23 protein-coding genes are annotated in these 23,727 nt (G+C 72.0%); 16 read left to right on the top strand and 7 right to left on the bottom strand.

The window, feature by feature from the left end; genetic code table 11:
• Positions 1 to 88: 88 nt before the first annotated feature.
• Genes AB0N27_RS21480 through AB0N27_RS21490 form a run of 3 tightly spaced genes read left to right on the top strand, consistent with a single transcriptional unit; the run spans position 89 to position 3,452 of the window.
• Positions 89 to 1,783 carry an L-aspartate oxidase gene (locus tag AB0N27_RS21480; RefSeq protein ID WP_364372505.1) on the top strand — a complete coding sequence of 565 codons (1,695 nt, stop codon included), beginning with the start codon at positions 89 to 91 and terminating at the stop codon, positions 1,781 to 1,783.
• Positions 1,780 to 2,676, top strand: a complete 897-nt coding sequence (gene nadC, locus AB0N27_RS21485) for a carboxylating nicotinate-nucleotide diphosphorylase (RefSeq protein ID WP_364372507.1) — start codon at positions 1,780 to 1,782, stop codon at positions 2,674 to 2,676. The genes AB0N27_RS21480 and nadC overlap by 4 nt, the downstream gene beginning before the upstream one ends.
• Positions 2,677 to 2,693: 17 nt before the next feature.
• The gene (locus tag AB0N27_RS21490; RefSeq protein ID WP_364372510.1) at positions 2,694 to 3,452 is read left to right on the top strand and encodes a type III pantothenate kinase; all 759 of its coding nucleotides are present in this window, start codon (positions 2,694 to 2,696) and stop codon (positions 3,450 to 3,452) included.
• A 37-nt stretch (positions 3,453 to 3,489) separates the two neighbouring features.
• Here AB0N27_RS21490 and AB0N27_RS21495 read toward each other — a convergent pair whose 3' ends face one another.
• Positions 3,490 to 4,227: a class I SAM-dependent methyltransferase gene (locus tag AB0N27_RS21495; RefSeq protein ID WP_364372513.1), complete on the bottom strand. Its 738-nt coding sequence runs from the start codon at positions 4,225 to 4,227 to the stop codon at positions 3,490 to 3,492.
• A gap of 89 nt (positions 4,228 to 4,316) precedes the next feature.
• Here AB0N27_RS21495 and lysS point away from each other — a divergent pair, with 89 nt between their 5' ends.
• The 3 genes from lysS (at position 4,317) to AB0N27_RS21510 (ending at position 9,301) form a co-directional block, all read left to right on the top strand.
• Positions 4,317 to 5,825: a lysine--tRNA ligase gene (gene lysS, locus AB0N27_RS21500; RefSeq protein ID WP_364372516.1), complete on the top strand. Its 1,509-nt coding sequence runs from the start codon at positions 4,317 to 4,319 to the stop codon at positions 5,823 to 5,825.
• Between the two features lie 110 nt (positions 5,826 to 5,935).
• Entirely contained in the window at positions 5,936 to 6,280 is a 345-nt protein-coding gene (locus tag AB0N27_RS21505) for an Lsr2 family protein (protein ID WP_139582958.1), read from the top strand.
• 486 nt (positions 6,281 to 6,766) lie between these two features.
• Positions 6,767 to 9,301: an ATP-dependent Clp protease ATP-binding subunit gene (locus AB0N27_RS21510; RefSeq protein ID WP_139582959.1), complete on the top strand. Its 2,535-nt coding sequence runs from the start codon at positions 6,767 to 6,769 to the stop codon at positions 9,299 to 9,301.
• A 269-nt stretch (positions 9,302 to 9,570) separates the two neighbouring features.
• Here AB0N27_RS21510 and AB0N27_RS21515 read toward each other — a convergent pair whose 3' ends face one another.
• Positions 9,571 to 10,482 (bottom strand): A/G-specific adenine glycosylase, encoded by a 912-nt coding sequence (locus tag AB0N27_RS21515; protein WP_364372520.1) that lies wholly within the window; start codon positions 10,480 to 10,482, stop codon positions 9,571 to 9,573.
• A gap of 96 nt (positions 10,483 to 10,578) precedes the next feature.
• On the opposite strand from AB0N27_RS21515, the gene AB0N27_RS21520 reads away from it, so the two are divergent.
• The 3 genes from AB0N27_RS21520 (at position 10,579) to AB0N27_RS21530 (ending at position 12,495) form a co-directional block, all read left to right on the top strand.
• Entirely contained in the window at positions 10,579 to 11,091 is a 513-nt protein-coding gene (locus tag AB0N27_RS21520) for an ACT domain-containing protein (RefSeq protein ID WP_364372523.1), read from the top strand.
• Positions 11,088 to 11,660 (top strand): peptide deformylase, encoded by a 573-nt coding sequence (locus tag AB0N27_RS21525; RefSeq protein WP_357994306.1) that lies wholly within the window; start codon positions 11,088 to 11,090, stop codon positions 11,658 to 11,660. Before AB0N27_RS21520 ends, AB0N27_RS21525 begins: the two co-directional genes overlap by 4 nt.
• 118 nt (positions 11,661 to 11,778) lie before the next feature.
• On the top strand, positions 11,779 to 12,495 hold the full coding sequence (locus AB0N27_RS21530; RefSeq protein ID WP_364372527.1) for a hypothetical protein: 717 nt from the start codon (positions 11,779 to 11,781) through the stop codon (positions 12,493 to 12,495).
• A gap of 6 nt (positions 12,496 to 12,501) precedes the next feature.
• Here AB0N27_RS21530 and disA read toward each other — a convergent pair whose 3' ends face one another.
• The 4 genes from disA to AB0N27_RS21550 all read right to left on the bottom strand — a co-directional run bounded on the left by disA (position 12,502) and on the right by AB0N27_RS21550 (position 17,120).
• Positions 12,502 to 13,686: a DNA integrity scanning diadenylate cyclase DisA gene (disA, locus tag AB0N27_RS21535; protein ID WP_139582971.1), complete on the bottom strand. Its 1,185-nt coding sequence runs from the start codon at positions 13,684 to 13,686 to the stop codon at positions 12,502 to 12,504.
• 131 nt (positions 13,687 to 13,817) lie between these two features.
• Complete coding sequence (gene radA / locus AB0N27_RS21540; RefSeq protein ID WP_364372530.1) at positions 13,818 to 15,275, bottom strand: DNA repair protein RadA; 1,458 nt, start codon at positions 15,273 to 15,275, stop codon at positions 13,818 to 13,820.
• Between the two features lie 85 nt (positions 15,276 to 15,360).
• A complete protein-coding gene (locus tag AB0N27_RS21545) occupies positions 15,361 to 16,140 on the bottom strand; it encodes a hypothetical protein (protein ID WP_364372533.1) in 780 nt (259 codons plus the stop codon).
• A gap of 140 nt (positions 16,141 to 16,280) precedes the next feature.
• Positions 16,281 to 17,120 carry a UbiA family prenyltransferase gene (locus tag AB0N27_RS21550; protein WP_364372536.1) on the bottom strand — a complete coding sequence of 280 codons (840 nt, stop codon included), beginning with the start codon at positions 17,118 to 17,120 and terminating at the stop codon, positions 16,281 to 16,283.
• Positions 17,121 to 17,165: 45 nt separating this feature from the next.
• Between AB0N27_RS21550 and AB0N27_RS21555 the strand changes: the two genes are divergently transcribed.
• From AB0N27_RS21555 to AB0N27_RS21570, 4 genes are all read left to right on the top strand, one after another.
• On the top strand, positions 17,166 to 17,939 hold the full coding sequence (locus AB0N27_RS21555; protein WP_364372539.1) for a methyltransferase domain-containing protein: 774 nt from the start codon (positions 17,166 to 17,168) through the stop codon (positions 17,937 to 17,939).
• Positions 17,940 to 17,979: 40 nt separating this feature from the next.
• Entirely contained in the window at positions 17,980 to 19,146 is a 1,167-nt protein-coding gene (locus tag AB0N27_RS21560; protein WP_364372542.1) for an acyl-CoA dehydrogenase family protein, read from the top strand.
• Positions 19,147 to 19,237: 91 nt separating this feature from the next.
• A complete protein-coding gene (locus AB0N27_RS21565; RefSeq protein WP_364372545.1) occupies positions 19,238 to 20,281 on the top strand; it encodes a type III polyketide synthase in 1,044 nt (347 codons plus the stop codon).
• 32 nt (positions 20,282 to 20,313) lie between these two features.
• Positions 20,314 to 20,958, top strand: a complete 645-nt coding sequence (locus AB0N27_RS21570; RefSeq protein ID WP_364372548.1) for a hypothetical protein — start codon at positions 20,314 to 20,316, stop codon at positions 20,956 to 20,958.
• A gap of 7 nt (positions 20,959 to 20,965) precedes the next feature.
• On the opposite strand, the gene AB0N27_RS21575 is transcribed toward AB0N27_RS21570, so the two are convergent.
• Complete coding sequence (locus AB0N27_RS21575; RefSeq protein WP_364372551.1) at positions 20,966 to 21,652, bottom strand: hypothetical protein; 687 nt, start codon at positions 21,650 to 21,652, stop codon at positions 20,966 to 20,968.
• Between the two features lie 328 nt (positions 21,653 to 21,980).
• Here AB0N27_RS21575 and AB0N27_RS21580 point away from each other — a divergent pair, with 328 nt between their 5' ends.
• From AB0N27_RS21580 to ispF, 3 genes are read left to right on the top strand one after another with little or no spacing between them, the layout of a single operon-like run.
• A complete protein-coding gene (locus AB0N27_RS21580) occupies positions 21,981 to 22,466 on the top strand; it encodes a CarD family transcriptional regulator (protein WP_007073334.1) in 486 nt (161 codons plus the stop codon).
• A gap of 56 nt (positions 22,467 to 22,522) precedes the next feature.
• Complete coding sequence (gene ispD, locus AB0N27_RS21585) at positions 22,523 to 23,218, top strand: 2-C-methyl-D-erythritol 4-phosphate cytidylyltransferase (RefSeq protein WP_364372554.1); 696 nt, start codon at positions 22,523 to 22,525, stop codon at positions 23,216 to 23,218.
• Positions 23,219 to 23,234: 16 nt separating this feature from the next.
• Entirely contained in the window at positions 23,235 to 23,717 is a 483-nt protein-coding gene (gene ispF, locus AB0N27_RS21590) for a 2-C-methyl-D-erythritol 2,4-cyclodiphosphate synthase (protein WP_364372557.1), read from the top strand.
• Positions 23,718 to 23,727 lie beyond the last annotated feature (10 nt).

A 23,727-nucleotide genomic window follows, 5' to 3' on the forward strand; every position in this document is an offset into this window, starting at 1 on the left:
CGGCCCGCCCGGCGTGGGACGGGGTAGCCGATACCACTCGTCCCGCCCCCGCCGCCCCCGACGAGGATCGTTCGGGTTGACTGGGGGGATGGACCTTCCGACCGTCGACCTGCCGGCCCTGCCCCCGCTGCTGGCCGCGCCCGAGCCCGGCTGGGTGGAGACCACCGACGTGATCGTGGTGGGGTCCGGGGTGGCCGGCCTGACCGCGGCGCTGCACCTGCGGGAGGCGGGTCTGCACGTCACGGTGGTCACCAAGGTCAACATTGACGACGGCTCGACCCGGTGGGCGCAGGGCGGCATCGCCGCGGTGCTCGACCCGGCGGACACACCCGCGGCGCACGCGCGGGACACCGAGGTCGCCGGGGTGGGGCTCTGCGACCCGGCGGCGGTGCGGGTGCTTGTCGAGGAGGGCCCGACCCGGCTGCGGGAGCTGATCCGGATCGGCGCCGAGTTCGACCGTCACCCGGACGGGTCGCTGATGCTGACCCGCGAGGGCGGGCACCTGGCGGACCGCATCGTGCACGCCGGCGGGGACGCCACAGGCGCGGAGGTGCAGCGCGCCCTGCACGCCGCCGTGCAGCGCGACCCGTGGATCCGGCTGGTCGAGCACGCCCTGGTGCTGGACCTGCTGCGGGCGCCAGGTGACGGCCCGGACGGGCTCGGCCCGGCCTGCGGCATCACCCTGCACGTGCTCGGCGAGGGCAGTGAGGACGGCGTGGGCGCCCTGCTGGCCCGTGCGGTGGTGCTGGCCACCGGCGGGATGGGGCAGGTCTTCGCGGCCACCACCAACCCGGCGGTCTCCACGGGCGACGGGGTGGCGCTGGCGATGCGGGCCGGCGCGGCGGTGACCGACGTCGAGTTCGTCCAGTTCCACCCGACCGCCCTGATCACCCCGTCCGGCGCGGGCGTCCCCGGTGCCGGGCACGCGCAGCAGCCACTGGTGTCCGAGGCGCTGCGCGGCGAGGGCGCGTACCTGGTGGACGGCGACGGCAAGCGGTTCATGGTGGGCCAGCACGAGCTGGCCGAGCTGGCCCCCCGGGACGTGGTGGCCAAGGGCATCCACCGGGTGCTGCTGGCCACCGGCGCGGACCACGTCTTCCTCGACGCCCGGCACCTCGGCGGCGCCTTCCTGGCCGGGCGGTTCCCCACCATCGTGGCGTCCTGCCTGGCCATCGGCGTCGACCCGGCCACCGACCTGATCCCGGTCGCGCCGGCCGCCCACTACGCCTCCGGCGGCGTCCGCACCGACCTGCGCGGCCGCACCTCCATCCCCGGCCTGTACGCCTGCGGCGAGGTGGCCTGCACGGGTGTGCACGGCGCGAACCGGCTGGCCAGCAACTCGCTGCTGGAGGGCCTGGTGTTCTCCCGCCGGATCGCCGACGACATCGCGGCGGGCCTGCCCGAGCAGGCCCAGCCGGCGGACACCGGCGCCTGGCGGGGCGGCGAGGGGTGGGTGCTGCCGGCGGAGGCCACGCCCGCTCTGCAACGGGCGATGACCCGGGGCGCGGGGGTGCTGCGGTCGGCGGCGACGTTGGCCCCGACGGCCGGGACGCTCACCGAGCTGGGCGCTGCCCGGGGCCGGCCGAGGACCGCCGACTGGGAGGCGACCAACCTGCTCACTGTGGCGTCCGCGCTCGTCGCGGCGGCGTACGCGCGCGACGAGACCAGGGGTTGCCACTGGCGGGAGGATTTCCCGACGGCCGACGAGCGGTGGCTGGGCCACCTGGTCGGTTCGATCGGGGCGGAGGGCCGGTTGACGCGGCGGTGGGAGGAGAACGCATGACGGAGTCGACGCGGACGGCGCTGCTGGCGGCCGGACTGGACCCGGAGCAGGTGCGGCGGGTGATCGAGACCGCGCTCGTCGAGGACCTGGGACCGGAGTTCCTGGACGTGACGAGCGTGGCCACCATCCCGGCCGAGCAGAGCGACACCGCCGACCTGGTGGCCCGCGCCGACGGGGTGCTGGCCGGGCTGGCCGTGGCCGCGGCCGTGTTCGAGCTGGTGGGCGAGGTGACCGGCTCCGGTCGTACCGTCGAGGTGTCGGTGCTGGCCCGCGACGGTGAGCGGGTGGCCCGCGGCGAGGTGCTGGCGACGGTGACCGGCCCGACCCGGCTGCTGTTGACGGCCGAGCGGACGGCGCTCAACCTGCTCTGCCGGATGTCCGGGGTGGCCACCCACACCCGGGCCTGGGCGGACGCCCTGGCCGGCACGAAGGCGATGGTGCTTGACACCCGCAAGACGACGCCGGGCCTGCGGGCGCTGGAGAAGTACGCGGTGCGGGCCGGCGGTGGCACCAACAAGCGGATGGGCCTCTACGACGTGGCCATGATCAAGGACAACCACAAGCTGGCGGCCGGGGGGATCACTGCGGCGTTCAGGCGGGTCCGGGAGGCGTTCCCGGAGGTGCCGGTGCAGGTCGAGGTGACAACCGTCGACGAGGCGGTGGAGGCCGTGGAGGCCGGGGCGGGCTTCCTGCTCTGCGACAACATGACGCCCGAGGTGCTGGCCGAGGCGGTGGCCGCGGTGGGTGACCGGGCGGAGCTGGAGGCGACAGGCGGGCTGACCCTGGAGGTGGCGGCCCGGTACGCGGCCACCGGGGTCGACTTCCTCTCCGTCGGTGCGCTGACCCACTCGTCGCCGATCCTGGACATCGCGATGGACCTGCGCACCGGGTAGTTGTCTAGGCTGCGAGCGTGCTGCTCTGCATCGACATCGGAAACACCAACACCGTGCTGGCGACCTTCGACGGCGACAAGCTGGTGCACTCCTGGCGGATCAAGACCGACGCCCGTTCGACGGCGGACGAGCTGGGCCTGATGTTCCGGGGCCTGCTCGCCGGGGACAACGTCGAGATCACCGGTGTGGCCGCCTGCTCGACGGTGCCCGCCGCGCTGCGGTCGCTGCGTACCATGCTGGGCCGCTACTACGCGGACCTGCCGAGCGTGATCGTCGAGCCGGGCGTGCGCACCGGGGTGCAACTGGCCATCGACAACCCGAAGGAGGTGGGCGCCGACCGGGTGGTGAACACCCTCGCCGCGTACACCCTCTACGGCGGGCCGTCGATTGTGGTGGACTTCGGCACCACCACCAACTTCGACGTGATCAGCGGGCGGGGCGAGTTCCTCGGTGGGGCGTTCGCCCCGGGCATCGAGATCTCGTTCGACGCGCTGGCCGCGCGCGCCGCCCAGCTGCGCAAGGTCGAGGCGACCAAGCCCCGTTCGGTGATCGGCAAGAACACCGTGGAGTGCCTCCAGGCCGGTCTGTACTTCGGGTTCGCCGGGCAGGTGGACCGGATCGTCGAGCGGATGACCGAGGAGTTGGGCGAGGTGAAGGCGGTGATCGCTACCGGTGGCCTCGCCGCACTGGTGATCAACGAGTGCAGCACCATCACCCACCACGAGCCGATGATCACGCTGATCGGCCTGCGGATGGTCTACGAACGCAACGTGTGACCCGGCCGCCGCCGGGGGACCGCCGCCGGGCGGGCCCTCAGCGCCGTCGGGCCCGCAGCACGATCGTCCGGTACGGCAGGTCGACGCTTTCCCGCCCGGCCAGCTCGGGATGGTTCGCGAAGAGGTCGCGCAGTTCCCGGTCGATGCGCTCCCGCCGCTCGGGTGGGGCGGTGAGCCAGTACGAGCGGGTGTGCAGCATCGCGATCACCTCGTCGGGCGTGAGCGTCGTGTGGTGCGTGAACTCCCCCAGCTCGACAGGTGTGAAGGCCGGGCCGAAGTCCTCGTACCGTCCGACGACGTCGCCGGCGTTGTAACCGAGGTGGGCGATCCGACCCAGCTCGGCCACCCATGTGACCCGTTCGTCCCGTACGTTCCAGATCGGGGTGAACGTCCCGCCGGGCCGCAGCACCCGCGCGATCTCGGCGTGCGCCCGTTCCCTGTCGAACCAGTGGTACGCCTGCCCCACCACCACGGCGTCCGCGACCCCGTCGGGCAGCGGGATGGCCTCGGCGCTGCCGGCCAGCGCGTGGCCTCCGGGAGTGGCGGCGTCAAGTTGGGCGCGCATCTCCGGGTCCGGCTCCACGGGCGTCACCTCGTGCCCGAGGGCGAGCACCTGACGGGTGAGAATGCCGGTGCCCGCGCCGAGGTCGACGATCCGGCCGTCGCGGAGCCCGTCGAGCGCCCAGCGGAGGGCGGCTTCCGGATAGCGCGGACGAAACCTGTCGTAATCGCTCGCCGCAGCGCCGAAGGACAGGGCGTGAGTGTGATCGACCATGACGGGCAGGTTATCCGGTAACAGCCCTCCGACCGCTTGAGTACGCTCGGGCCTGACCCCCTGTATCTCCCGTGACGAGGAAGCGTGCCGTGAGCGAGCAGAACGCCGTACCAGTGGACCCCGCCGACGACCTTCCCGAGCAGATGAAGGTCCGCCGGGAGAAGCGGGACCGGATGCTCGCCGAGGGCGTGGAGCCCTACCCGGTCGGTTTTTCCCGCACCACGACGCTCGCCGAGATCCGTGCGAAGTACGCGGAGCTGCCCACCGACACCGCCACCGGCGACCAGGTCTCGGTCACCGGGCGGGTGATCTTCGTACGCAACACGGGCAAGCTCTGCTTCGCGACCCTGCGGGACGGCGACGGCACCGAGTTGCAGGCGATGCTGTCGCTCGACCGGGTCGGCCCGGAGCGGCTGGAGGCCTGGAAGCGCCTCGTCGACCTCGGCGACCACGTCGGCGTCACCGGTGAGGTGATCACCAGCCGCCGGGGCGAGCTGTCGGTGCTGGCGCAGCGGTGGGAGATGACAGCGAAGGCGCTGCGCCCGCTGCCGGTGGCGCACAAGCCGCTCTCCGAGGAGGCCCGGGTCCGTCAGCGCTACGTCGACCTGATCGTCCGGCCGCAGGCCCGACAGATGGTCCGCACCCGGGCGGCGGCCGTACGCAGCCTGCGTGATTCGCTGCACGGGCAGGGCTTCATCGAGGTGGAAACGCCGATGTTGCAACTCCTGCACGGCGGTGCTGCCGCTCGACCGTTCGTGACCCACAGCAATGCGTTGAACACCGATCTGTATCTCCGAATCGCGCCGGAACTGTTTCTCAAGCGCGCCGTGGTCGGTGGCGTCGATCGAGTCTTCGAGATCAACCGCAACTTCCGTAATGAGGGTGTCGACTCTTCGCACTCACCGGAGTTCGCGATGCTGGAGACGTACCAGGCGTACGGCGACTACGACACGATGGCCGAGTTGACCCGCAATCTCGTGCAACAGGCGGCGATCGCGGTCAGCGGCTCGACGGTGGTGACCCACGCCGACGGGCGCGAGTTCGACCTGGGTGGCGAGTGGCGCTCGGTGACGCTGTTCGGGGTGCTTTCCGAGGCACTCGGCGAGGAGGTCACGGTGCGCACCGAGCGCTCCCGCCTCGTCGAGTACGCGGACAAGGTGGGATTGGCCGTGGACCCCAAGTGGGGGCCGGGCAAGCTGGCCGAGGAACTGTTCGAGGAACTGGTCGTTCCCGGCCTGCAGGCGCCCACCTTCGTGCGGGACTACCCGGAGGAGACCAGTCCGCTCACCCGGGCGCACCGCAGCGAGCCGGGGCTGGCCGAGAAGTGGGACCTCTACGTGCTCGGATTCGAGCTGGGCACCGCGTACTCCGAGCTGGTGGACCCGGTGGTGCAGCGGGAACGGCTGGTGGCCCAGGCTCAGCTGGCCGCGCGGGGTGACGACGAGGCCATGCGTCTGGACGAGGACTTTCTCCGGGCGATGGAGTACGGAATGCCGCCGGCCGGCGGTATGGGAATGGGAATCGACCGGCTCTTGATGGCCCTGACCGGGCTCGGAATTCGGGAAACGATCCTCTTCCCGTTGGTCCGCCCGGAGTAGTCCGCCCCGCTCACAGCGAGCTGTAACCGCATCCTATTGACGGGGCAAGCAGCGCGCGGGTTATTGTGCTCTCGTTAGCAGGAGTGCCCTGCTCGAAAGGAATGTGGGACGTGGCCAAGCAGATCATTCACAAGCTGGTCGATGACCTGGACGGCGGGGACGCGGACGAGACCGTCAAGTTCGCCCTCGACGGCGTTCAGTACGAGATCGACCTGTCGAGTTCCAACGCCGCGAAATTGCGCGACGTATTCGCGCCGTACGTGGGTGCCGGCACGAAGGTGGGCCGGGGTGGCGTCGTGATCGGTGGACGGGCTGCGCGCGGCCGGGGCGGCGCGACCGCCGACCGCGAGCAGAACAAGGCGATCCGGGAGTGGGCCAAGAAGGCTGGCAAGGACATCTCGGACCGGGGCCGCATCCCGCAGGAGATCGTCGACGAATTCCACGCCAAGCGCTGACCCGTCAGCAGCCTGGAAGCAGGCGACACCGACGCCGGACCGGAGCATTCCTCCGGGCCGGCGTCGCCGTATCCACCCCCGTGTCCGGTTCACGGAGCCGGGAAGCTTCCGGAGCCGACGGGCGTTGTCCACAACCAGTGGAGCAACTTTCCACAGCCTGTGGACAACCGTCCCCCGGGGTCGTGCGCGGCGTTCGCGCGGCCGCGACCCACCCCCTCGGAGGGCTTCCGAGGCCGGAGAAGGGCCCCCGTCTCGTCAGTCGGATTTCGCTCTGCGCGTAGCGACAGGGGTACCGGAACACCTCCTGAGCGCGGACGGTTGTTCAAAACGACGTGCAACCGACCCAGACCGGAGACACACGACCACGGCTGAGTCGGTCAGCGACGATAGAGTAAGGAGGCACGGACGCCCGTCCTGGACGTTCGCGCACCGGCCCCGCCAAGATCTTGACCATCAAGGCGCACGGCACGTGAGGAGCACGAGGGCATGTTCGAGCGGTTCACCGACCGAGCGCGACGGGTTGTCGTCCTGGCCCAAGAAGAGGCCCGGATGCTCAACCACAACTACATCGGTACGGAACACATCCTGCTGGGCCTGATCCACGAAGGTGAAGGCGTCGCGGCAAAGGCCCTGGAGAGCCTCGGCATCTCCCTGGAGGGCGTCCGCCAGCAGGTCGAGGAGATCATCGGCCAGGGCCAGCAGGCGCCGAGCGGGCACATCCCGTTCACGCCGCGGGCCAAGAAGGTGCTGGAGCTGTCGCTGCGCGAGGCGCTGCAGCTCGGCCACAACTACATCGGCACGGAGCACATCCTGCTCGGTCTGATCCGCGAGGGTGAGGGCGTCGCTGCCCAGGTGCTGGTCAAGCTCGGCGCCGACCTCAACCGGGTCCGCCAGCAGGTGATCCAGCTCCTCTCCGGCTACCAGGGCAAGGAGCCGGCCGCCGCTGGCGCCGCGCCCGGCGAGGCCGCGCCGTCGACCAGCCTGGTGCTGGACCAGTTCGGCCGCAACCTGACCCAGGCCGCCCGCGAGGGCAAGCTCGACCCGGTCATCGGGCGCGAGAAGGAAATCGAGCGGGTCATGCAGGTGCTCTCCCGCCGTACCAAGAACAACCCGGTCCTGATCGGTGAGCCCGGCGTCGGTAAGACCGCCGTGGTGGAGGGGCTTTCCCAGAAGATCATCAAGGGCGAGGTGCCCGAGACTCTGAAGGACAAGCAGCTCTACACGCTCGACCTCGGTGCGCTGGTCGCCGGTTCCCGCTACCGCGGTGACTTCGAGGAGCGCCTCAAGAAGGTGCTCAAGGAGATCCGCACCCGCGGCGACATCATCCTGTTCATCGACGAGATCCACACCCTGGTGGGTGCGGGTGCCGCCGAGGGCGCGATCGACGCGGCGAGCATCCTCAAGCCGATGCTGGCCCGTGGCGAGCTCCAGACCATCGGTGCCACCACGCTTGACGAATACCGCAAGCACCTGGAGAAGGACGCCGCTCTCGAGCGCCGGTTCCAGCCGATCCAGGTGGGTGAGCCGTCGCTGGCCCACACCATCGAGATCCTCAAGGGCCTGCGCGACAGGTACGAGGCGCACCACCGGGTGAGCATCACCGACGCCGCCCTGGTGGCCGCCGCGACGCTTGCCGACAGGTACATCTCCGACCGCTTCCTCCCGGACAAGGCGATCGACCTGATCGACGAGGCCGGCGCCCGGATGCGGATCCGTCGGATGACCGCGCCGCCAGACCTGCGTGACTTCGACGAGCGCATCGCCCAGGTGCGTCGCGACAAGGAGTCCGCGATCGACGCGCAGGACTTCGAGCGCGCCGCCCAGCTGCGCGACAAGGAGAAGCAGCTCCTCGGCCAGAAGGCTCAGCGGGAGAAGGAGTGGAAGGCCGGTGACCTGGACGTCGTCAGCGAGGTCGACGACGAGCAGATCGCCGAGGTGCTCGGCAACTGGACCGGCATCCCGGTCTACAAGCTGACCGAGGAGGAGACCTCGCGCCTGCTGCGCATGGAGGACGAGCTGCACAAGCGCGTCATCGGCCAGGAGGACGCGGTCAAGGCGGTCTCGAAGGCGATCCGGCGTACCCGGGCCGGCCTGAAGGACCCGAAGCGCCCGTCGGGCTCGTTCATCTTCGCCGGCCCGTCCGGTGTCGGTAAGACCGAGCTGTCCAAGGCGCTCGCCGAGTTCCTCTTCGGCAGCGAGGACGCCCTCATCCAGCTGGACATGTCCGAGTTCCACGACCGCTACACGGTCTCCCGGCTGGTGGGTGCCCCTCCCGGCTACGTCGGCTACGACGAGGGCGGGCAGCTGACCGAGAAGGTGCGGCGTCGGCCGTTCTCGGTGGTTCTCTTCGACGAGATCGAGAAGGCCCACCCGGATGTGTTCAACACGCTGCTCCAGATCCTGGAGGACGGTCGGCTCACCGACGGTCAGGGTCGGATCGTGGACTTCAAGAACACGGTCATCATCCTGACCACCAACCTGGGCACCCGTGACGTCGCCAAGGCGGTGTCGCTGGGCTTCCAGGCGTCGGAGGACTCCGAGTCCAACTACGACCGGATGAAGCAGAAGGTCAACGACGAGCTCAAGCAGCACTTCCGGCCTGAGTTCCTCAACCGGATCGACGACACCATCGTCTTCCACCAGCTGCGCCAGACCGAGATCCTCTCGATCGTGGACATCATGATCCAGCGGATCGAGACGCAGCTGCGCAACAAGGACATGGGTCTGGAGCTGACCGACAACGCCAAGAAGTACCTGGCGGCGAAGGGCTTCGACCCGGTGCTCGGTGCCCGTCCGCTTCGTCGCACGATCCAGCGCGACATCGAGGACAACCTCTCCGAGCGGATCCTGTTCAACGAGCTGACCCCCGGTCAGATCGTCGTGGTGGACTGCGAGGGCGACCCGAACGACATCGACAAGTCCAAGCTCGTGTTCCGGGGCGCGGAGAAGCCGGTGGAAGTTCCGGACGCCGTGCCGGCCGACCTCGGTGGCAGCACCGCCACCGCGGGCGCGGACGAGTAAACAGCACGCAACGAGAGGCGGGGCCCGGTGGCATGAGCCACCGGGCCCCGCCCTTTCGTATCCGCCGCGTGGCGGGCGTCCGCTTCCTCGCGTCCACCGCATGGGCGCAGCCGCGCCCCATGCACGAGATGCGGCGCTAGGTGCGTTCGCGTACGGCCGCGCGCTGGCACGACATCAGGGAAACTGCTGCCTCACGGCGGCCGGAGGCAGCAGTTTCAGGGATGTTGGGCAGATCTTGGCGACCTTCGGGTCCGACAGGGCCGGCCGGCTCAGGTGGTGAGGTCGGCGGTGGGCAGGGACGGGCCGTCGCCGACCAGCCGGAAGGAGTCGGCGCCGACCGGTTCCACGAGCCCGTCCTGGACCAGACCCGCCAGAGCCCGCGCGCGCTGCACGTCGTCGGTCCAGACCTGGTCCAGCCGCTGGTGCGGCACCGGCCCGGTGGTCTCCCGGAGCACCCCGAGCAGCAGTCCGCGGACCTGCCGGTCGGTGCCCGCGTACCGCTGGGGTCGGCGGGTCGGTCCGGTCGGCGGCTCCTGCCCGGAGGCCCGCCACGCGCAGACCGACTCGACCGGGCAGGCCGTGCAGCGGGGTGACCGGGCCGTGCAGATCACGGCGCCCAGCTCCATGAACGCGGCGCTGGCCAGGGCCGCCGCGGCGGGCTCGGCGGGGAGCAGTTCCTCCGTGGCGACCAGGTCGGCGGGTCGGGTGACGGGGCCGGCGTCCGGCTCACCGGCGACCGCCCGGCAGACCACCCGACGTACGTTCGTGTCGACCACCGGGTGCCGCTGCCCGTACGCGAACGCGGCCACCGCCCGCGCCGTGTACGTGCCGACGCCCGGCAGCGCCAGCAGCTGCTCCAGCCGGTCGGGCACCTGCCCGCCGTGCCGCTCAACGATCGCGACCGCGCACTCCCGCAGTCGGACGGCGCGGCGCGGGTAGCCGAGGCGTCCCCACATGCGGATCGCCTCGGCGGGGGTGTCGGCGGCCAACGCGGCGGGCTCCGGCCAGCGGGTCAGCCAGGCCTGCCAGGCCGGCACCACGCGGACCACAGGTGTCTGCTGGAGCATGACCTCGCTGACGAGGATGGCCCACGGGGTGACGCCGGGCTCGCGCCACGGCAGGTCACGGGCGTGCTGCCGGAACCATTGGCTGACCAGGGTGGCGAAATCGGGTTGTGTCATGGCGTCGTCGATGATGTCACGGGGTGTGTTCCCGCTGATTGGGCGGATCGGGCGGGGCGTCGCGGCGGCGGTGGACGGATCGGAGAGAATGCCCGGATGAACGAGCTCGCGATCACCGTCATCGGCCGGGACCGGCCGGGCATCGTGGCCGACGTCGCGGAGGTGCTGGCCCGCCTGGGCGCGAACCTCACCGACAGCACGATGACGCGGTTGCGGGGGCATTTCGCGATGACCCTCATCTGCACGGGCCCGGCCGCCGCCGAGGTCGAGGCCGCGCTGGCGCCGCTGGCGGCCCAGGGGCAGCTCCTGGCGACGGTACGCGAGGTCACCCCGGACGGTGAGGTGCCTCCGGTGGGTGAGCCGTACGTGATGGCGGTGCACGGGTCGGACCGGATGGGAATCGTGGCGGCGATGACCCGGGTGCTTGTGGACGCGGGTGGGAACGTGACGGATCTGAGCACCCGGTTGGCTGGTTCGCTCTACGTGGTGCTGGCGGAGGTCGAGTTGCCGGCGGGTGTGGCCGAGACGCTTGTGGACCGGTTGGATCGAACGGCTGCCGAGTTGGGCGTGGGGGTCACCCTCCGGCCGGCGGACCCGGACCTGCTGTGACAGGGGAGCAGAGCGGGGCGTACGTCGGGCTTGGCGGCTGGACGCCTGAGTCGCTGCCGGTCGAGGGTGAGATCCGGGCGGTGGTGTCTGCCCCGAATCCCGTGTTGAGCCGGGCGGGCGGTGCTGTCGATCCGACGTCCTCCGAGACGGTCCGGTTGGCTGCCGACCTGGTGGCGACCATGCGTGTCTCGCCGGGGTGCGTGGGGTTGGCCGCGCCGCAGATCGGGGTGGACGCGCAGGTCTTCGCGGTCGACGTGACAGGGCATCCGAAGGCGGTCACCGTGCACGGCACGTTCGTGTTGTGCAATGCCCGGGTGGTTGAGGCCACCAGGTGGAAGCCGGGCCGGGAGGGGTGCATGTCGGTGCCGGACCTGACCGGGGACGTGAAGCGGGCCAGCCGGCTTGTGGTGGAGGGTGACCTTCCGGGCAGCGGGGCGTCGGTGCGGCTGGTGACGGACGGCTTCGAGGCGCGGGCGTTGCAGCATGAGATCGACCACTGCGCGGGGCTGCTCTTCCTGGATCGTGTGGCCGGGGCGCACGCCGTCTACCAGCGCAAGGTCTACCTCTGAACGGGGGCGTGACCTGCCGTCGCTCAGTCCTTAGTGGACGGTTGGGGCGGCGGGTCGGTGGTGCTCCGGCGCGTCGCGCCGGGCTGGCGGGTGTCGCGCGGCTACCGTGGGGGGCATCATGCGTCTGACGGTCGGCCCCCTGCCACCCGCCGTGTACTGGCGGCGTCGCGTCGTCGTACTCGGAGCGGGGCTTCTCTTCCTGATTGTCCTGCTCTACTCGTGCACCGGCTCGGATCGAGCGGGTCAGCCGAAGGCGGGGGGCTCGCCGGCGGCGACGTCTGCTGCTCCGGCGGCTGGCGGCCCGGTGTTGACACCGCAGTCGGGGGCGCCGTCCGGGACACCGTCCGCGTCCGCTGATCCGGACACGTCGACGCCGAGCCCGGAGATCACCAGTAACAACCCGCCGCTCGGCGCCGCCGCCGGCTCCGTGGACGACGGCACCTGCACCGATCCCGAGATCAGCGTGACGGCCGTGGCGCAGCCGGTCACGGCGCAGCGCGGGACTGTCGTCAACCTCCAGCTCAGGATCAAGAACATTTCCGACCGGACGTGCAGCCGCAACGTGGGCGCCGACCTTCAGGAGATCTTCATCAAGTCCGGCGCCGAGAAGGTCTGGTCGTCGGACACCTGCGGCAAGGCCAAGGGCTCGGACGTGCAGTCCTTCACGCCGAACTTCGAGCGCTCCTACGAGGTGGGCTGGAACGGCCGGGACACGAGCCGCTGCGACGACAACGGCCTGGCGGCCGGCCCGTTCCCGCCGGCGGGGAGCTACCAGGTGCTGGCCCGGGTGGGTGGCAAACTCAGTGCGCCCGTGAAGATCACCGTCACCGGCTGAGCCGGATCAGACGTACCGCTCCAGGATGGACGCCTCGGCGAGCCGGGACAGGCCCTCCCGGACGCCTCGGGCGCGGGCGTCGCCCACCCCCTCGACGGCTTGTAGATCTTCCACTGTCGCGCCGAGCAGCCGCTGGAGGCTGCCGAAGTGCAGCACCAGCCGGTCGACCACCGCCACCGGCAGTCGTGGCACCTTGGCGAGCAACCGGAAGCCGCGCGGGCTCACGGCGGCGTCCAGCGCGTCCGATGCGGCCGGGTAGCCGATCGCCTTGGCCACCGACACCAGGTCGATCAGCTCGGTGGCGCCGAGCAGGTCCAGCTCGACGAGCGCCTCGTCCAGGGTGCGGGACTTGCGGCCGATCGGGAGGTAGTCCCGGATGACAAGCGTGCGGTCCGCGTCCACGCCGGCCATCAGCTCGTCGAGCTGGAGGGCGAGCAGACGGCCGTCGGTGCCCAACTCGACCACGTAACCAGCGATCTCGTCGGCGATCCGGCGGACCATCTCCAGCCGCTGCACCACTGCCACCGCGTCGCGGACGGTGACCAGGTCTTCGATCTCCAGCGCGGAGAGCGTCCCGGAGACCTCGTCCAGTCGGAGCTTGTAGCGCTCCAGGGTCGCCAGCGCCTGGTTGGCGCGGGACAGGATGGCCGCCGAGTCGTCGAGGACGTGGCGCTGGCCGTTGACGTAGAGGCTGATGATCCGCATGGACTGGCTCACCGAGATGACGGGATAGCCGGTCTGCCGGGCCACCCGCTCGGCGGTGCGGTGCCGGGTGCCTGACTCCTCAGTCGGGATCGACGGGTCGGGCATCAGGTGCACGGCGGCCCGGACGATCCGGGTGCCGTCGCTGGAGAGCACGACGGCGCCGTCCATTTTGCACAGCTCACGCACCCTGGTCGCGGAGAACTCCACGTCCAGGGGGAAACCGCCGGTGCAGAGGCCCTCGACGACCTTGTCGTACCCGAGGACGATGAGCGCGCCGGTGCGGCCACGCAGAATGCGCTCCAGGCCGTCGCGCAGCGCGGTGCCGGGCGCCATCAGGGCGAGGTTGGCCCGCAGCGGATCCCCGGCGCCTCCGGCGGCTCCCGCCGTCACGCTCACGCTGATCGGGCGGGCGGGCGAGCCCACGGCGCCGGTGCGGGCGTGGGGCGGCGCGCCGGCTGGCTTGGTGGTATCGCGGTCGATCGGCACGGGCACAGTCTACGGACTGCCGTGCGGTGGGTGCTGTCGTGGTTACTGTGATGTGTCACGATGCCGCCCTTTTCCAGGTTTCCCGCTTGGGGCGGGCTGTCCGGTATCGCCCTCCCCGCCGGCACGGTGGGTCACTCGGCGGACGCGCGCGCCGCATGTTGCAGCGCCGAACGGACGTCGGTGACCTCGGTCACCCGCATCTGTTCGGGGCCGGCGCCGGTGCTCGCCGGGCCGCAGCCGGGTGGCACCAGGGCCACCTTGAACCCCAGCCGGGCCGCCTCCGCCAGCCGGCGTGGCACCGCGCCGACCCGACGCACCTCGCCGGTGAGCCCCACCTCGCCGATCGCCACCAGGTGCGGAGCGATGGCCAGGTTGAGCCCGCCCGAGGCGACCGCCAGGGCCACCGCAAGGTCAGCGGCCGGCTCCACCACCCGGATGCCGCCCACGGTGGCCGCGAAGACCTCCCGGTCGTGCAGGGTCAACCGCTCCGTACGACGTTGCAGCACCGCCAGCACCATCGCCAGCCGGGCCGAGTCGAGACCGGAGACGGTGCGTCGGGGCGAACCGGCCACCGTCGCGCCGATCAGCGCCTGCACCTCGGTGACCAGGGCCCGGCGCCCCTCCATCGCCACTGTCACGCAGGTGCCCGGGACCGGCTCCGAGTAGCGGGTCAGGAACAGCCCGGACGGGTCGGCGAGGCTGCTGATGCCGCCCTCGTGCATCTCGAAGCAGCCGACCTCGTCGGCCGCGCCGAACCTGTTCTTCACGCCGCGCACCAGGCGCAACGAGGAGTGCTTGTCGCCCTCGAAGTGCAGCACCACGTCGACCAGGTGCTCCAGGACCCGAGGGCCGGCGACCTGACCGTCCTTGGTGACGTGCCCGACAAGCACGGTGGCGATGCCCCGCTCCTTGGCGACCGACACCAGCGCGGCGGTGACCGCTCGCACCTGGGTCACCCCACCCGGCACCCCCTCGGTGCCTGTGGTCGAGATGGTCTGCACCGAGTCGAGCACCAGCAGCCCCGGCTTGACCGCGTCGAGGTGGCCCAGCACCGAGGCGAGGTCACTCTCGGCCGCGAGGTAGAGCTGGTCGTGCAGGGTGCCCATCCGCTCGGCACGCAGGCGCACCTGGCTCACCGACTCCTCACCGCTGACCACCAGCGACGGGCTGCCGGCGCCCACGGCCCACTGCTGCGCCACGTCGAGCAGGAGGGTCGACTTGCCCACGCCCGGCTCGCCGGCGAGCAGCACCACCGCCCCCGGAACCAGGCCGCCACCGAGCACCCGGTCCAACTCGCTGACGCCGGTAGGCCGGGCGCGGGCCGGGGCGGCGCTGATCGTGGCGATCGGTCGGGCCGGCTCGGACGGCATCCGCGAACTGACCACCCGACCGGAGACGGTCGGGCCGGTCACCGTCGACTCGACCACCGAGCCCCACTCGCCGCACTCCGGGCAGCGCCCCACCCACTTGGGCGGCTGGTGCCCGCAGGCGTCGCACTCGTACGCCGGACGCGGCTCGCGTGCGGCGGACCGGGCGCGGGGGGCACCGGCCGTGCCGCCGCGCGCAGAGGTCGATCGGGAGGTGGTCACATCAGGACGCTAGCCCGCTCGTACGACGAAAACACCCCGGCGTGGTGGTCACCACGCCGGGGCGTTCGTCGATGTCGGGTGTGGGTCAGTCGTGGGTCGTGCCGCCCTCGCCGCCCTCGTACCCGCCCTCGCGCTCGATGATCGGCGACGGAGGCGCAGCAGGGGTGAGCGGCACGGCGATCGGTGCCTGGCCCGTGACCGTGTTGCCGTTACCGAAGTCGAAGGTCACGAAGACGTTCTGGCCGGAACGCAGCGCCTCCTTCAGGCCGATCAGCCGGAGCTGGGTGGTCGCCTCGGAGTTGAGCTGGAGGTAGCTCAGCGGGGCCAGCTCGATGCGGGCCGGCTGACCCGGCGCGGCCGGGCTGGCCGAGCCTGACGCCCGCGCCGACTCCGGGGCGGACGGCGTGGCCGAGGACGACCCGGTCTCGGAGGGGGTCGCGGACGGGCTGGCCGAGCCGGACGTCGACGTCGACGGGCTGGCCGAGCCGGACGGGGACGGGCTGGCGGAGGTCGACTCCGAGGCGGACGGCGACGGGCTCGCCGAGCCGTCGCTGATCACCACCTCGCGGGCGCTGTCGGTGGTGACGGTGACCGTCACCGTCTCCTTCGAGTCGTTGTAGATCACGGCGTTGAGCAGGGCGTCCTGACCGGCCCGGTAGCCCTCGGCACCCGGGTAGTCGACCAGCAGGCCGCGTACCGAGAACGAGCCGTTGCTGGTCGTGAGGCTGACGCCCTGGACCGAAGCCTCCTTCTCGGCGGTCTCGGCGATCTGACCGGTGCCGCAGCCGGACGCCAGCAGGCTGGCCGCCGCGATCCCGGACAGCAGCAGGGCCGCCCGCCGGGAACCCCTGATCGAGCGCGTCACGTCGGTCCTCCTCGTCACAATCCCCACCCGGCCTCCACGCCGGGCACGGTGGCCATACCCGCGCAGACCGCGCTCCAGGGTAGTTGGAGCTGATCGAGGCCCGCACACGGACCCGGCAATGCCACCTGCCCGGGTGCCGGTCAGACGACCCGACCGCTCGCCACCAGCAGGACCACGTCGACGAGGGCGATCAGCATGACTCCCCGGAAGGCGGCCACCGGCCGCCGGCCGGCCCGGAGCGCGGAGCGTCCGGCGTACCAGCTCAGGGGTGGCACCACGGCGGCCGCGCCGACCGCCGCGACGCCGACCACCGACGGCGGCCCGGGCGGCCCGACGACCAGGGCGGCGGTCGCCGCGAGCAGGAGCGCGGCGGCGGCGATCCGGCTGCCTGCCGCGCCGAGGCGGTGCGGCAGGCCGCGTACGCCGGTGCGGGCGTCGTCGGCGAGGTCGGGGAGCACGTTGGCGAAGTGCGCGCCGGCGCCCAGACACGCCGCCGCGACGAGCAGCCATGCCGGCGGGACCGGCTCGCCGGGCAGCCCCAGCACGATGAAGGCGGGCAGTGCCCCGAACGAGACCGCGTAGGGCAGCACCGAGAACGCGGTGGCCTTGAGCGGCCAGTCGTAGAGCAGTGCGGAGACCAGGGCAACGGTGAGCCAGAACGCCGCCGTGGGGTTCGTGGTCAGCGCCAGCAACGGGCAGGCCAGCGCGGCCGCCGCGGCGGCCCAGGCCGTGGTGCGCCGGCCGACCGCGCCGGCGGCGACAGGTTTGTCGGTACGCCCCACCGTGGCGTCCCGCTCGGCGTCCAGCGCGTCGTTGGTCCAGCCGACGGCGAGCTGGCTGGCCAGCACCGCGAGCACCACCGAGACGATTCCGGACGGTCGGTGCCCCACCCCCCACGCCAGCAGACCGGCCACCGTGGTCACCGCGGCGGCCGGTTCCGGATGGCTCGCCCTGACCAGCCCTAACACCCTCGACGACATAAGGGAAGTCTGGTCGTTACCGAGCAGTCGTGCCACGCTCGTGCCATGCGAGACGTGGCTGCGGCCCCGGCGTCCGCCGGCACCCGGGTGCTGCCGCGCAACGATCCACGCCAGTACGACGACCTGGCCGGTGAGTGGTGGCGCCCGGATGGCGCGTTCGCGATGCTGCACTGGTTGGCCGAGGCCCGCGCGGCGATGGTGCCCCCGGCGGGCCGTCCCGACGCGCTCCTGGTCGACCTGGGCTGCGGCGCCGGCCTGCTCGCGCCGCACCTGGCCGGCAAGGGTTACCGGCATGTCGGTGTCGACCTGACCCGTTCGGCGCTCGTCCAGGCCGCCGAGCACGGGGTACGCGTCATCCAGGCCGACGTCACGGCCGTCCCGCTGCCGGACGGCTGCGCCGATGTGGTCTCCGCAGGTGAGCTGCTGGAGCATGTGCCGGACTGGCCCCGCGCGGTGGCCGAGGCGTGTCGGCTGCTGCGTCCCGGCGGGCTGCTGGTGCTCGACACCCTGAACGACACGGCGCTGGCGCGGCTCGTCGCGGTACGGATCGCCGAGCGTCTGCCGACGGTGCCGCGTGGCATCCACGATCCACGGTTGTTCGTGGACGCTCGCCGGTTGGTGGCCGAGTGCGCCCGGCACGGCGTCGACCTGCGGCTGCGCGGCATCCGGCCGCAGGTCGGCGGTCTGCTGGCCTGGCTGCTGCGGCGGGCCGGCGCGTCCCGGTCCGCCGGTGCGGCACCGGCTGGCCGGGCGCCGCGGATCGTGCCGACCCGGTCGACGGCCGTGCTTTACCAGGGCCGGGGGGTCCGAAACGGATAGTGGGCCGTGGCGGGGGTACAGACACGGAGGAGGGGGCGATATGACGGTGCATGCGCTTGAGGCGGCCCGCCGGTTGGCACCGCGGTTCGCCGCGCGGGCGGCGGAGCACGACCGGGACGGCTCCTTCCCGGTGGAGGACTTCCGTGACCTGCGGGACGCGGGCCTGTTCGGGCTGATGGTGCCCCGGGCGCTTGGCGGTCTCGGGGCCAGCTTCGCCGAGTACGCCGCAGTGGCCACCGAGTTGGCCCGGGGCAACGGCGCGACGGCCCTGGTGTTCAACATGCACGCCTCGGTGACCGGCGCGCTGGGAGCGGTGACCGAGGAACTGGCCGAGGCGCTGGGCGTGCCGGACGAGGCGTTGGCCGCCCGGGACCGGCTGCTCACCGCCGCAGCGCAGGGCTCGTGGTACGCGGTCGCCATGAGCGAACGCGGTGCCGGTGCCCGACTCTCGCAGTTGAGCACGGTCTACGAGGCGACCGATGGTGGCTGGCACCTCAAGGGCAGCAAGACCTTCTGCTCGGGGGCCGGGCACGCCGACGGCTACCTGGTGGCCGCGCGCAGTGCCGCCGACCAGTCGGTGGTGTCCCAGTTCCTGGTCCCGGCCGGCGACGGGTTGACCGTCGAGCCGACCTGGGACGCGCTCGGCATGCGGGCCACCTCCTCGCACGACCTGCACCTGGACGTCACAGTGCCGGCCGACCGGCTGCTCGGCGGCGTGGAGGGGTTGGCCCTGGTGGTCGCCCAGTTGATGCCGCACTGGTTGGTGGCGAGTTACGCGGCGGTCTACGTGGGGGTGGCCCAGGCGGCGATCGACGCGGCGGCCGAGCACCTCAACGCCCGCAACCTGGCCGGCCTGCCGGCGGTGCGGGCACGGCTGGGCCGGGCGGACGCGGCGACGGCCGCGGCCCGACTGGTGGTGGCCGAGGCGGCCCGCCGGGTGGACGAGGAGCCGGGCGACGCGGAGACCAACAGGTGGGTGTGGCGGGCCAAGTTGCTGGCCGGCACCACGGCGGCCGACGTGGCGGCATCGGTGCTGGAGGCGGCGGGCACCTCGGCGACGCGGCGCGGCCACCCGTTGGAGCGGCTCTACCGGGACGCCCGCTGCGGCTCGCTGCACCCGGCGACCTCGGATGTCTGCGCCGACTGGCTCGGCGTCGCGGCACTGGGCGGTGACCCGGACCGCGATGGATCGACTCCTCGTTGGTGAGTCGGCGCGGCACGACTGACGTGGAGGAACGGCCGGGCACGATGGCCGGTGGGACGGACCGGGGGACAGCTTCGGACGAGAGGTGGCGATCGTGCCCGTACCAGTGATCGCGGGGCTCGGGGTGGCGCAGCCGCCATCGGCCTCGCAGGACGAGTTGTGGGAGGGCTTCTTCTCCCGGCACTTCTCCGGTACCACCAGGTCATTGGCCCAGCGGATCTTCGCCAACTCGGGGGTGACCCGGCGGCAGGCCGCCGTCAATCCCCTGTTGGAGGACGTCTCGGACTGGCCCACCGAGCGCCGGATGCGCCGCTACCAGGTGGAGGCCCTGCCGCTGGGCAAGGAGGCGGTGGGCCGTGCGTTGACGGCGGCGGGGTTGGACGCCTGCGACATCGGGTTGTTCATCGTCTGTTCCTGCACCGGGTACGCGACCCCGGGCCTGGACATCCTGCTCGCCCGGGATCTCGGCATGGCGCCGGACACGCAGCGGATGTTCGTGGGCCACATGGGCTGCTACGCGGCGCTGCCGGGGTTGGGGGCGGCGAGTGACTTCGTGGCGGCCCGGGGCCGTCCGGCGTTGCTGCTCTGCGCCGAGTTGACAAGCCTGCACATCCAGCCCGCCAGCGCCCGGGTGGACACGCAGCAGATCGTCTCGCACGCGCTCTTCTCGGACGCGGCTGTCGCGGCAGTGGTGGTGCCGGACGGCCGGGGGTACGCGTTGAGCGAGGTCACCGCGGTGACGGACACGTCCACGGCCGACCACATGACCTGGGACGTGACCGACGTCGGTTTCCGGATGGGGCTGTCGTCGAAGGTGCCGCAGGTGCTGTCGCGGCATGTGCGCGCCCTGGTGGACGACCTGCTGGCCCGGCACGGCACGACCCGTTCCGAGGTGGACGGTTGGGCGGTGCATCCGGGTGGGCCGAGGATCCTCAACGTGGTGGAGCGGGAGTTGGCGTTGCCGCCGCAGGCGCTCGCGGCGTCCCGGGCGACGCTCGACGAGCAGGGCAACTGTTCCTCCCCGACCGTGTTGCTGATCATGGACCGACTGGCGCGTGCGGCTCCGCGCCGGATCGTGATGATGGCGTTCGGCCCCGGCCTCACCCTGTACGCCGCTCTGCTCGATCGACAGGACTGATCGTCCGCGGTCGCGGCGGTACGCTCACCACCATGGACGGGGCGGACGACCGGCTGCGGTCGGCGGTGCTGGTCGGGGTGGCCCTGGCCGCGTTGGCGGTGGGCGGCTGGTGGTGGCATGCGGCCGCGCCCGTTCCGGCGGCGGGGTCGGCTGAACCGTCGGTGACGCCGTCTGTCGAGCGGACCGTGAGCACCGTGTTGGAGCGTGCCCTGGCCGGCGCCGAGCCCGGTGCGCGCGTGACGGTGCGGGTGGACGACCAGACCGGCGCGGCGGTCCGTCTGCCGAGCAGCCCGGGGGTCGTCATCGACCCGGCTACCGGCGCGATCACCGACGTCATGGGTGATGCGGGGGTGTTCTCGCCCGGCCGTGATCTGCCGACCTTCCGGGACACCATCTGGCAGGAGGTCAGGGAGCTCGCGCCCGGCCAGGGGGTGACCCGGCAGTCCGCCGACGACGGCTCCCGCTATCTGCTCCAGTACCGGTGCACCCGGCCTGGGACGCTCGTGGTGACGAGCACCGGGGCGGAGATCGCCGGTCCGCCGCGTATCGACTGTGACGGGGCGACCGTCTCGGCCGAGGTGCTACCCGGCGGCGGGCCGTTCCGGGTGTCCCTGTCGGCGGTCGGGGACCAGCCCATCGACGTGCAGGTGCAGCTCGTCGGCCTGCCTCCGCGCTAGGGGCCGGTCAGGCGGCGAGGGCCGTCAGGTCTCCCCGGTACGCGTCGATCGGCCCCAGCTCGGGCAGCACCCGGGTGACAGTGCCGGCGCGGTCGACGAGCAGCGCCGCCGCGGTGCCGGGGCGGGCCGGCTGGCCGAGGAAGGAGCGCAGCCCGCCGGCGGGGTCGGCAAGCGCCTGGACGCCGTGCACAGGTGGCGGTGCTGCCGTTCGCCCGCCGGTCACGGTGACAACTGTTACTCCAGCGGGCGCCGCCGCCACGGCTTCGATGACGACGGCCGGGCACGGGCAGCCGTCCACGAGGATGATCATGGCGGGGAGCAGGCCGCGCAGCGGCACCGGCGCCTGTCCGGCGTCGACCAGGTCCAGCGCGGGCAGCGCCCGGCCGGTGAGGGCCGGGGGTGGCGAGGAGGGCGTGAGGGTGGGCCGGTCGGTGCCCCGGTTGGCCCGTGGCAGGGTCACCGCGATCAGGCCGGCCAGCGTGGTGAGCAGCGCGACAAGCAGGACCAGCATCGGCAGGACCAGCGCGCGGTGCGGGCCGGTCCGCCCGGCGGCCCGGCGCAGCTCACGGCGGATCTGGGCGGCCTCGTCGGCGAGCGCCGAGGCGTCGTCGGGGACCACCACCCGACCCCATTCGGGGGGCAGGTCGGGCAGGCCGTCGGACGGCCCGTGGCCCTCTGCGTCCGGCTTGCCCATCGGACCCCCTGGAAGCGTCTCGAGAGCGGACTGCTGTGCGACCTCAAGCGTCCCGCACCGGGGGCACCTCTCGCCACACCTGGGCGCGATCGCGCAAGGCGGGATACCATGAGGTGAGCGCATAGCCCTTGATCTCGACGTTCTGTTCACCCGTACCGGGCAGTCATCCGTACGTTACGGAGCGTGTTCGAACCATCGGTTTGACCGCCTGTCAAGCTGAAGAAAGACCTCTCACAGGGCCCCTGAGCTGCGCCAACAGTCAGGACATCGGTGAGACATCGGTGCCTGACCGTGTTACCCTAGACACAGCGAAAGGGGTTTCGAACCTATGGTTTTCAGTGTCGGCGAGACCGTTGTTTACCCCCACCACGGGGCCGCACTCATCGAGGCAATCGAGACTCGGGTCATCAAGGGCGAGCCTAAGCAATACCTCGTCCTGAGGGTCGCGCAGGGTGACCTGACGGTCCGGGTGCCCGCCGAGAACGCCGAGATCGTGGGCGTACGCGAGGTGGTCGGCGAAGAGGGCCTCGGCAAGGTCTTCGACGTTCTCCGGGCTCCGCACACCGAGGAGCCGACCAACTGGTCGCGGCGTTACAAGGCCAACCTGGAAAAGCTGGCTTCCGGCAACCCGCTGAAGGTCGCCGAGGTCGTGCGCGACCTGTGGCGTCGCGAGCGGGAGCGGGGTCTTTCGGCGGGTGAGAAGCGGATGCTCGCCAAGGCCCGCGACATTCTCGTCGGCGAGGTCGCGCTGGCGGAGAAGAGCACCAAGGACGAGGCGGAGACGCTGCTCGACAAGGTGCTCACCGAGGCCTAGTCCGCACAGCATCGTCGTACCCGATTAGTAGCGAACAAACCACCGAGGACCGCGACGTGACCGCGCAGCTCAACCCGCGCGGTGACGTCGCGGTCCTCGTGCCTGCGGCGGGCGCTGGCGTACGGCTCGGCCCCGGCCGACCCAAGGCGCTGCGCCTGCTCGCGGGCGAGCCGCTGCTGGTGCACGCCGTACGGCGGTTGGCGGCGGCGCCCTCGGTGCACACGATCGTGGTGGCCGCTCCGGCCGCCGAGGTGACCGCGGTCCGCGAGCTGCTCGCCCCGGTGGCGCCCGTGACAGTGGTGCCCGGTGGCGCGGAACGGCAGGCCTCGGTCGCCGCGGCGCTGGCCGCGGTGCCCGACGGGCCGACGATCGTCCTGGTGCACGACGCCGCTCGCGCTCTGACCCCGCCCGAGCTGGTGGAGTCCGTCGCGGCGGCGGTCCGCGACGGGTGTGCCGCGGTGATCCCGGTGCTGCCGGTCGTCGACACCATCAAGGAGGTGGGCGCGGACGAGGTGGTGCTCGGCACCGTCGACAGGTCCGCCCTGCGCGCCGTGCAGACCCCGCAGGGTTTCCGCCGGGCGGTGCTCACCGCCGCGCACGCCGCAGCCGGTGATCCGCTCACCGACGACGCCGGGCTCGTCGAGAAGCAGGGCGTCCCGGTGACCTGCGTACCCGGCTCGGAGTACGCGCTGAAGATCACCCGCCCGTTCGACCTGGCACTGGCGGAGCATCTGCTCGCCGCCACCGGTTGACGCGTACCCTCTGGTCATGATCGTTCCCCTGGTGGCCATCGGCACCGACGTGCACGCGTTCGAGCCCGGGCGGCCCTGCTGGGTGGCGGGCCTGCTCTGGCCCGAGCAGGACGGCCTGGCCGGGCACTCGGACGCCGACGTGGCCGCGCACGCCGCCTGCAACGCGCTGCTCTCCGCCGCCGGCCTCGGTGATCTGGGGTCCGTCTTCGGGGTCGGTCAGCCGGAGTGGGCCGGGGCCTCCGGGGTGACTCTGCTGACCGAGACCGCCCGCCGGGTGCGGGCCGCCGGCCTGGAGATCGGCAACGTCTCCGTGCAGGTCGTCGGCAACCGGCCCAAGATCAGCCGTCGTCGGGAGGAGGCCCAGCAGGTGCTCTCCGCCGCCGTCGGCGCTCCGGTGACCGTCTCCGCCGCGACCACCGACGGTCTCGGTTTCACAGGCCGCGAAGAGGGGTTGGCAGGCATCGCGGTGGCGCTGGTGTACGACGCCACGGCCGCCTAGGCTCGCCGCG

Origin of the sequence: Micromonospora sp. NPDC093244 (assembly GCF_040683695.1) — a bacterium.
Lineage (GTDB): Bacteria > Actinomycetota > Actinomycetes > Mycobacteriales > Micromonosporaceae > Micromonospora.

Bases quoted from the DNA above. Each gene is read 5' to 3' on its own strand.
- AB0N27_RS21480 (WP_364372505.1), top strand. From the start codon at position 89: ATGGACCTTCCGACCGTCGACCTGCCGGCCCTGCCCCCGCTGCTGGCC.
- nadC (WP_364372507.1), top strand. From the start codon at position 1,780: ATGACGGAGTCGACGCGGACGGCGCTGCTGGCGGCCGGACTGGACCCG.
- AB0N27_RS21495 (WP_364372513.1), bottom strand. From the start codon at position 4,227: ATGGTCGATCACACTCACGCCCTGTCCTTCGGCGCTGCGGCGAGCGAT.
- AB0N27_RS21510 (WP_139582959.1), top strand. From the start codon at position 6,767: ATGTTCGAGCGGTTCACCGACCGAGCGCGACGGGTTGTCGTCCTGGCC.
- AB0N27_RS21515 (WP_364372520.1), bottom strand. From the start codon at position 10,482: ATGACACAACCCGATTTCGCCACCCTGGTCAGCCAATGGTTCCGGCAG.
- AB0N27_RS21520 (WP_364372523.1), top strand. From the start codon at position 10,579: ATGAACGAGCTCGCGATCACCGTCATCGGCCGGGACCGGCCGGGCATC.
- AB0N27_RS21530 (WP_364372527.1), top strand. From the start codon at position 11,779: ATGCGTCTGACGGTCGGCCCCCTGCCACCCGCCGTGTACTGGCGGCGT.
- AB0N27_RS21550 (WP_364372536.1), bottom strand. From the start codon at position 17,120: ATGTCGTCGAGGGTGTTAGGGCTGGTCAGGGCGAGCCATCCGGAACCG.
- AB0N27_RS21555 (WP_364372539.1), top strand. From the start codon at position 17,166: ATGCGAGACGTGGCTGCGGCCCCGGCGTCCGCCGGCACCCGGGTGCTG.
- AB0N27_RS21560 (WP_364372542.1), top strand. From the start codon at position 17,980: ATGACGGTGCATGCGCTTGAGGCGGCCCGCCGGTTGGCACCGCGGTTC.
- AB0N27_RS21570 (WP_364372548.1), top strand. From the start codon at position 20,314: ATGGACGGGGCGGACGACCGGCTGCGGTCGGCGGTGCTGGTCGGGGTG.
- AB0N27_RS21575 (WP_364372551.1), bottom strand. From the start codon at position 21,652: ATGGGCAAGCCGGACGCAGAGGGCCACGGGCCGTCCGACGGCCTGCCC.
- AB0N27_RS21580 (WP_007073334.1), top strand. From the start codon at position 21,981: ATGGTTTTCAGTGTCGGCGAGACCGTTGTTTACCCCCACCACGGGGCC.
- ispF (WP_364372557.1), top strand. From the start codon at position 23,235: ATGATCGTTCCCCTGGTGGCCATCGGCACCGACGTGCACGCGTTCGAG.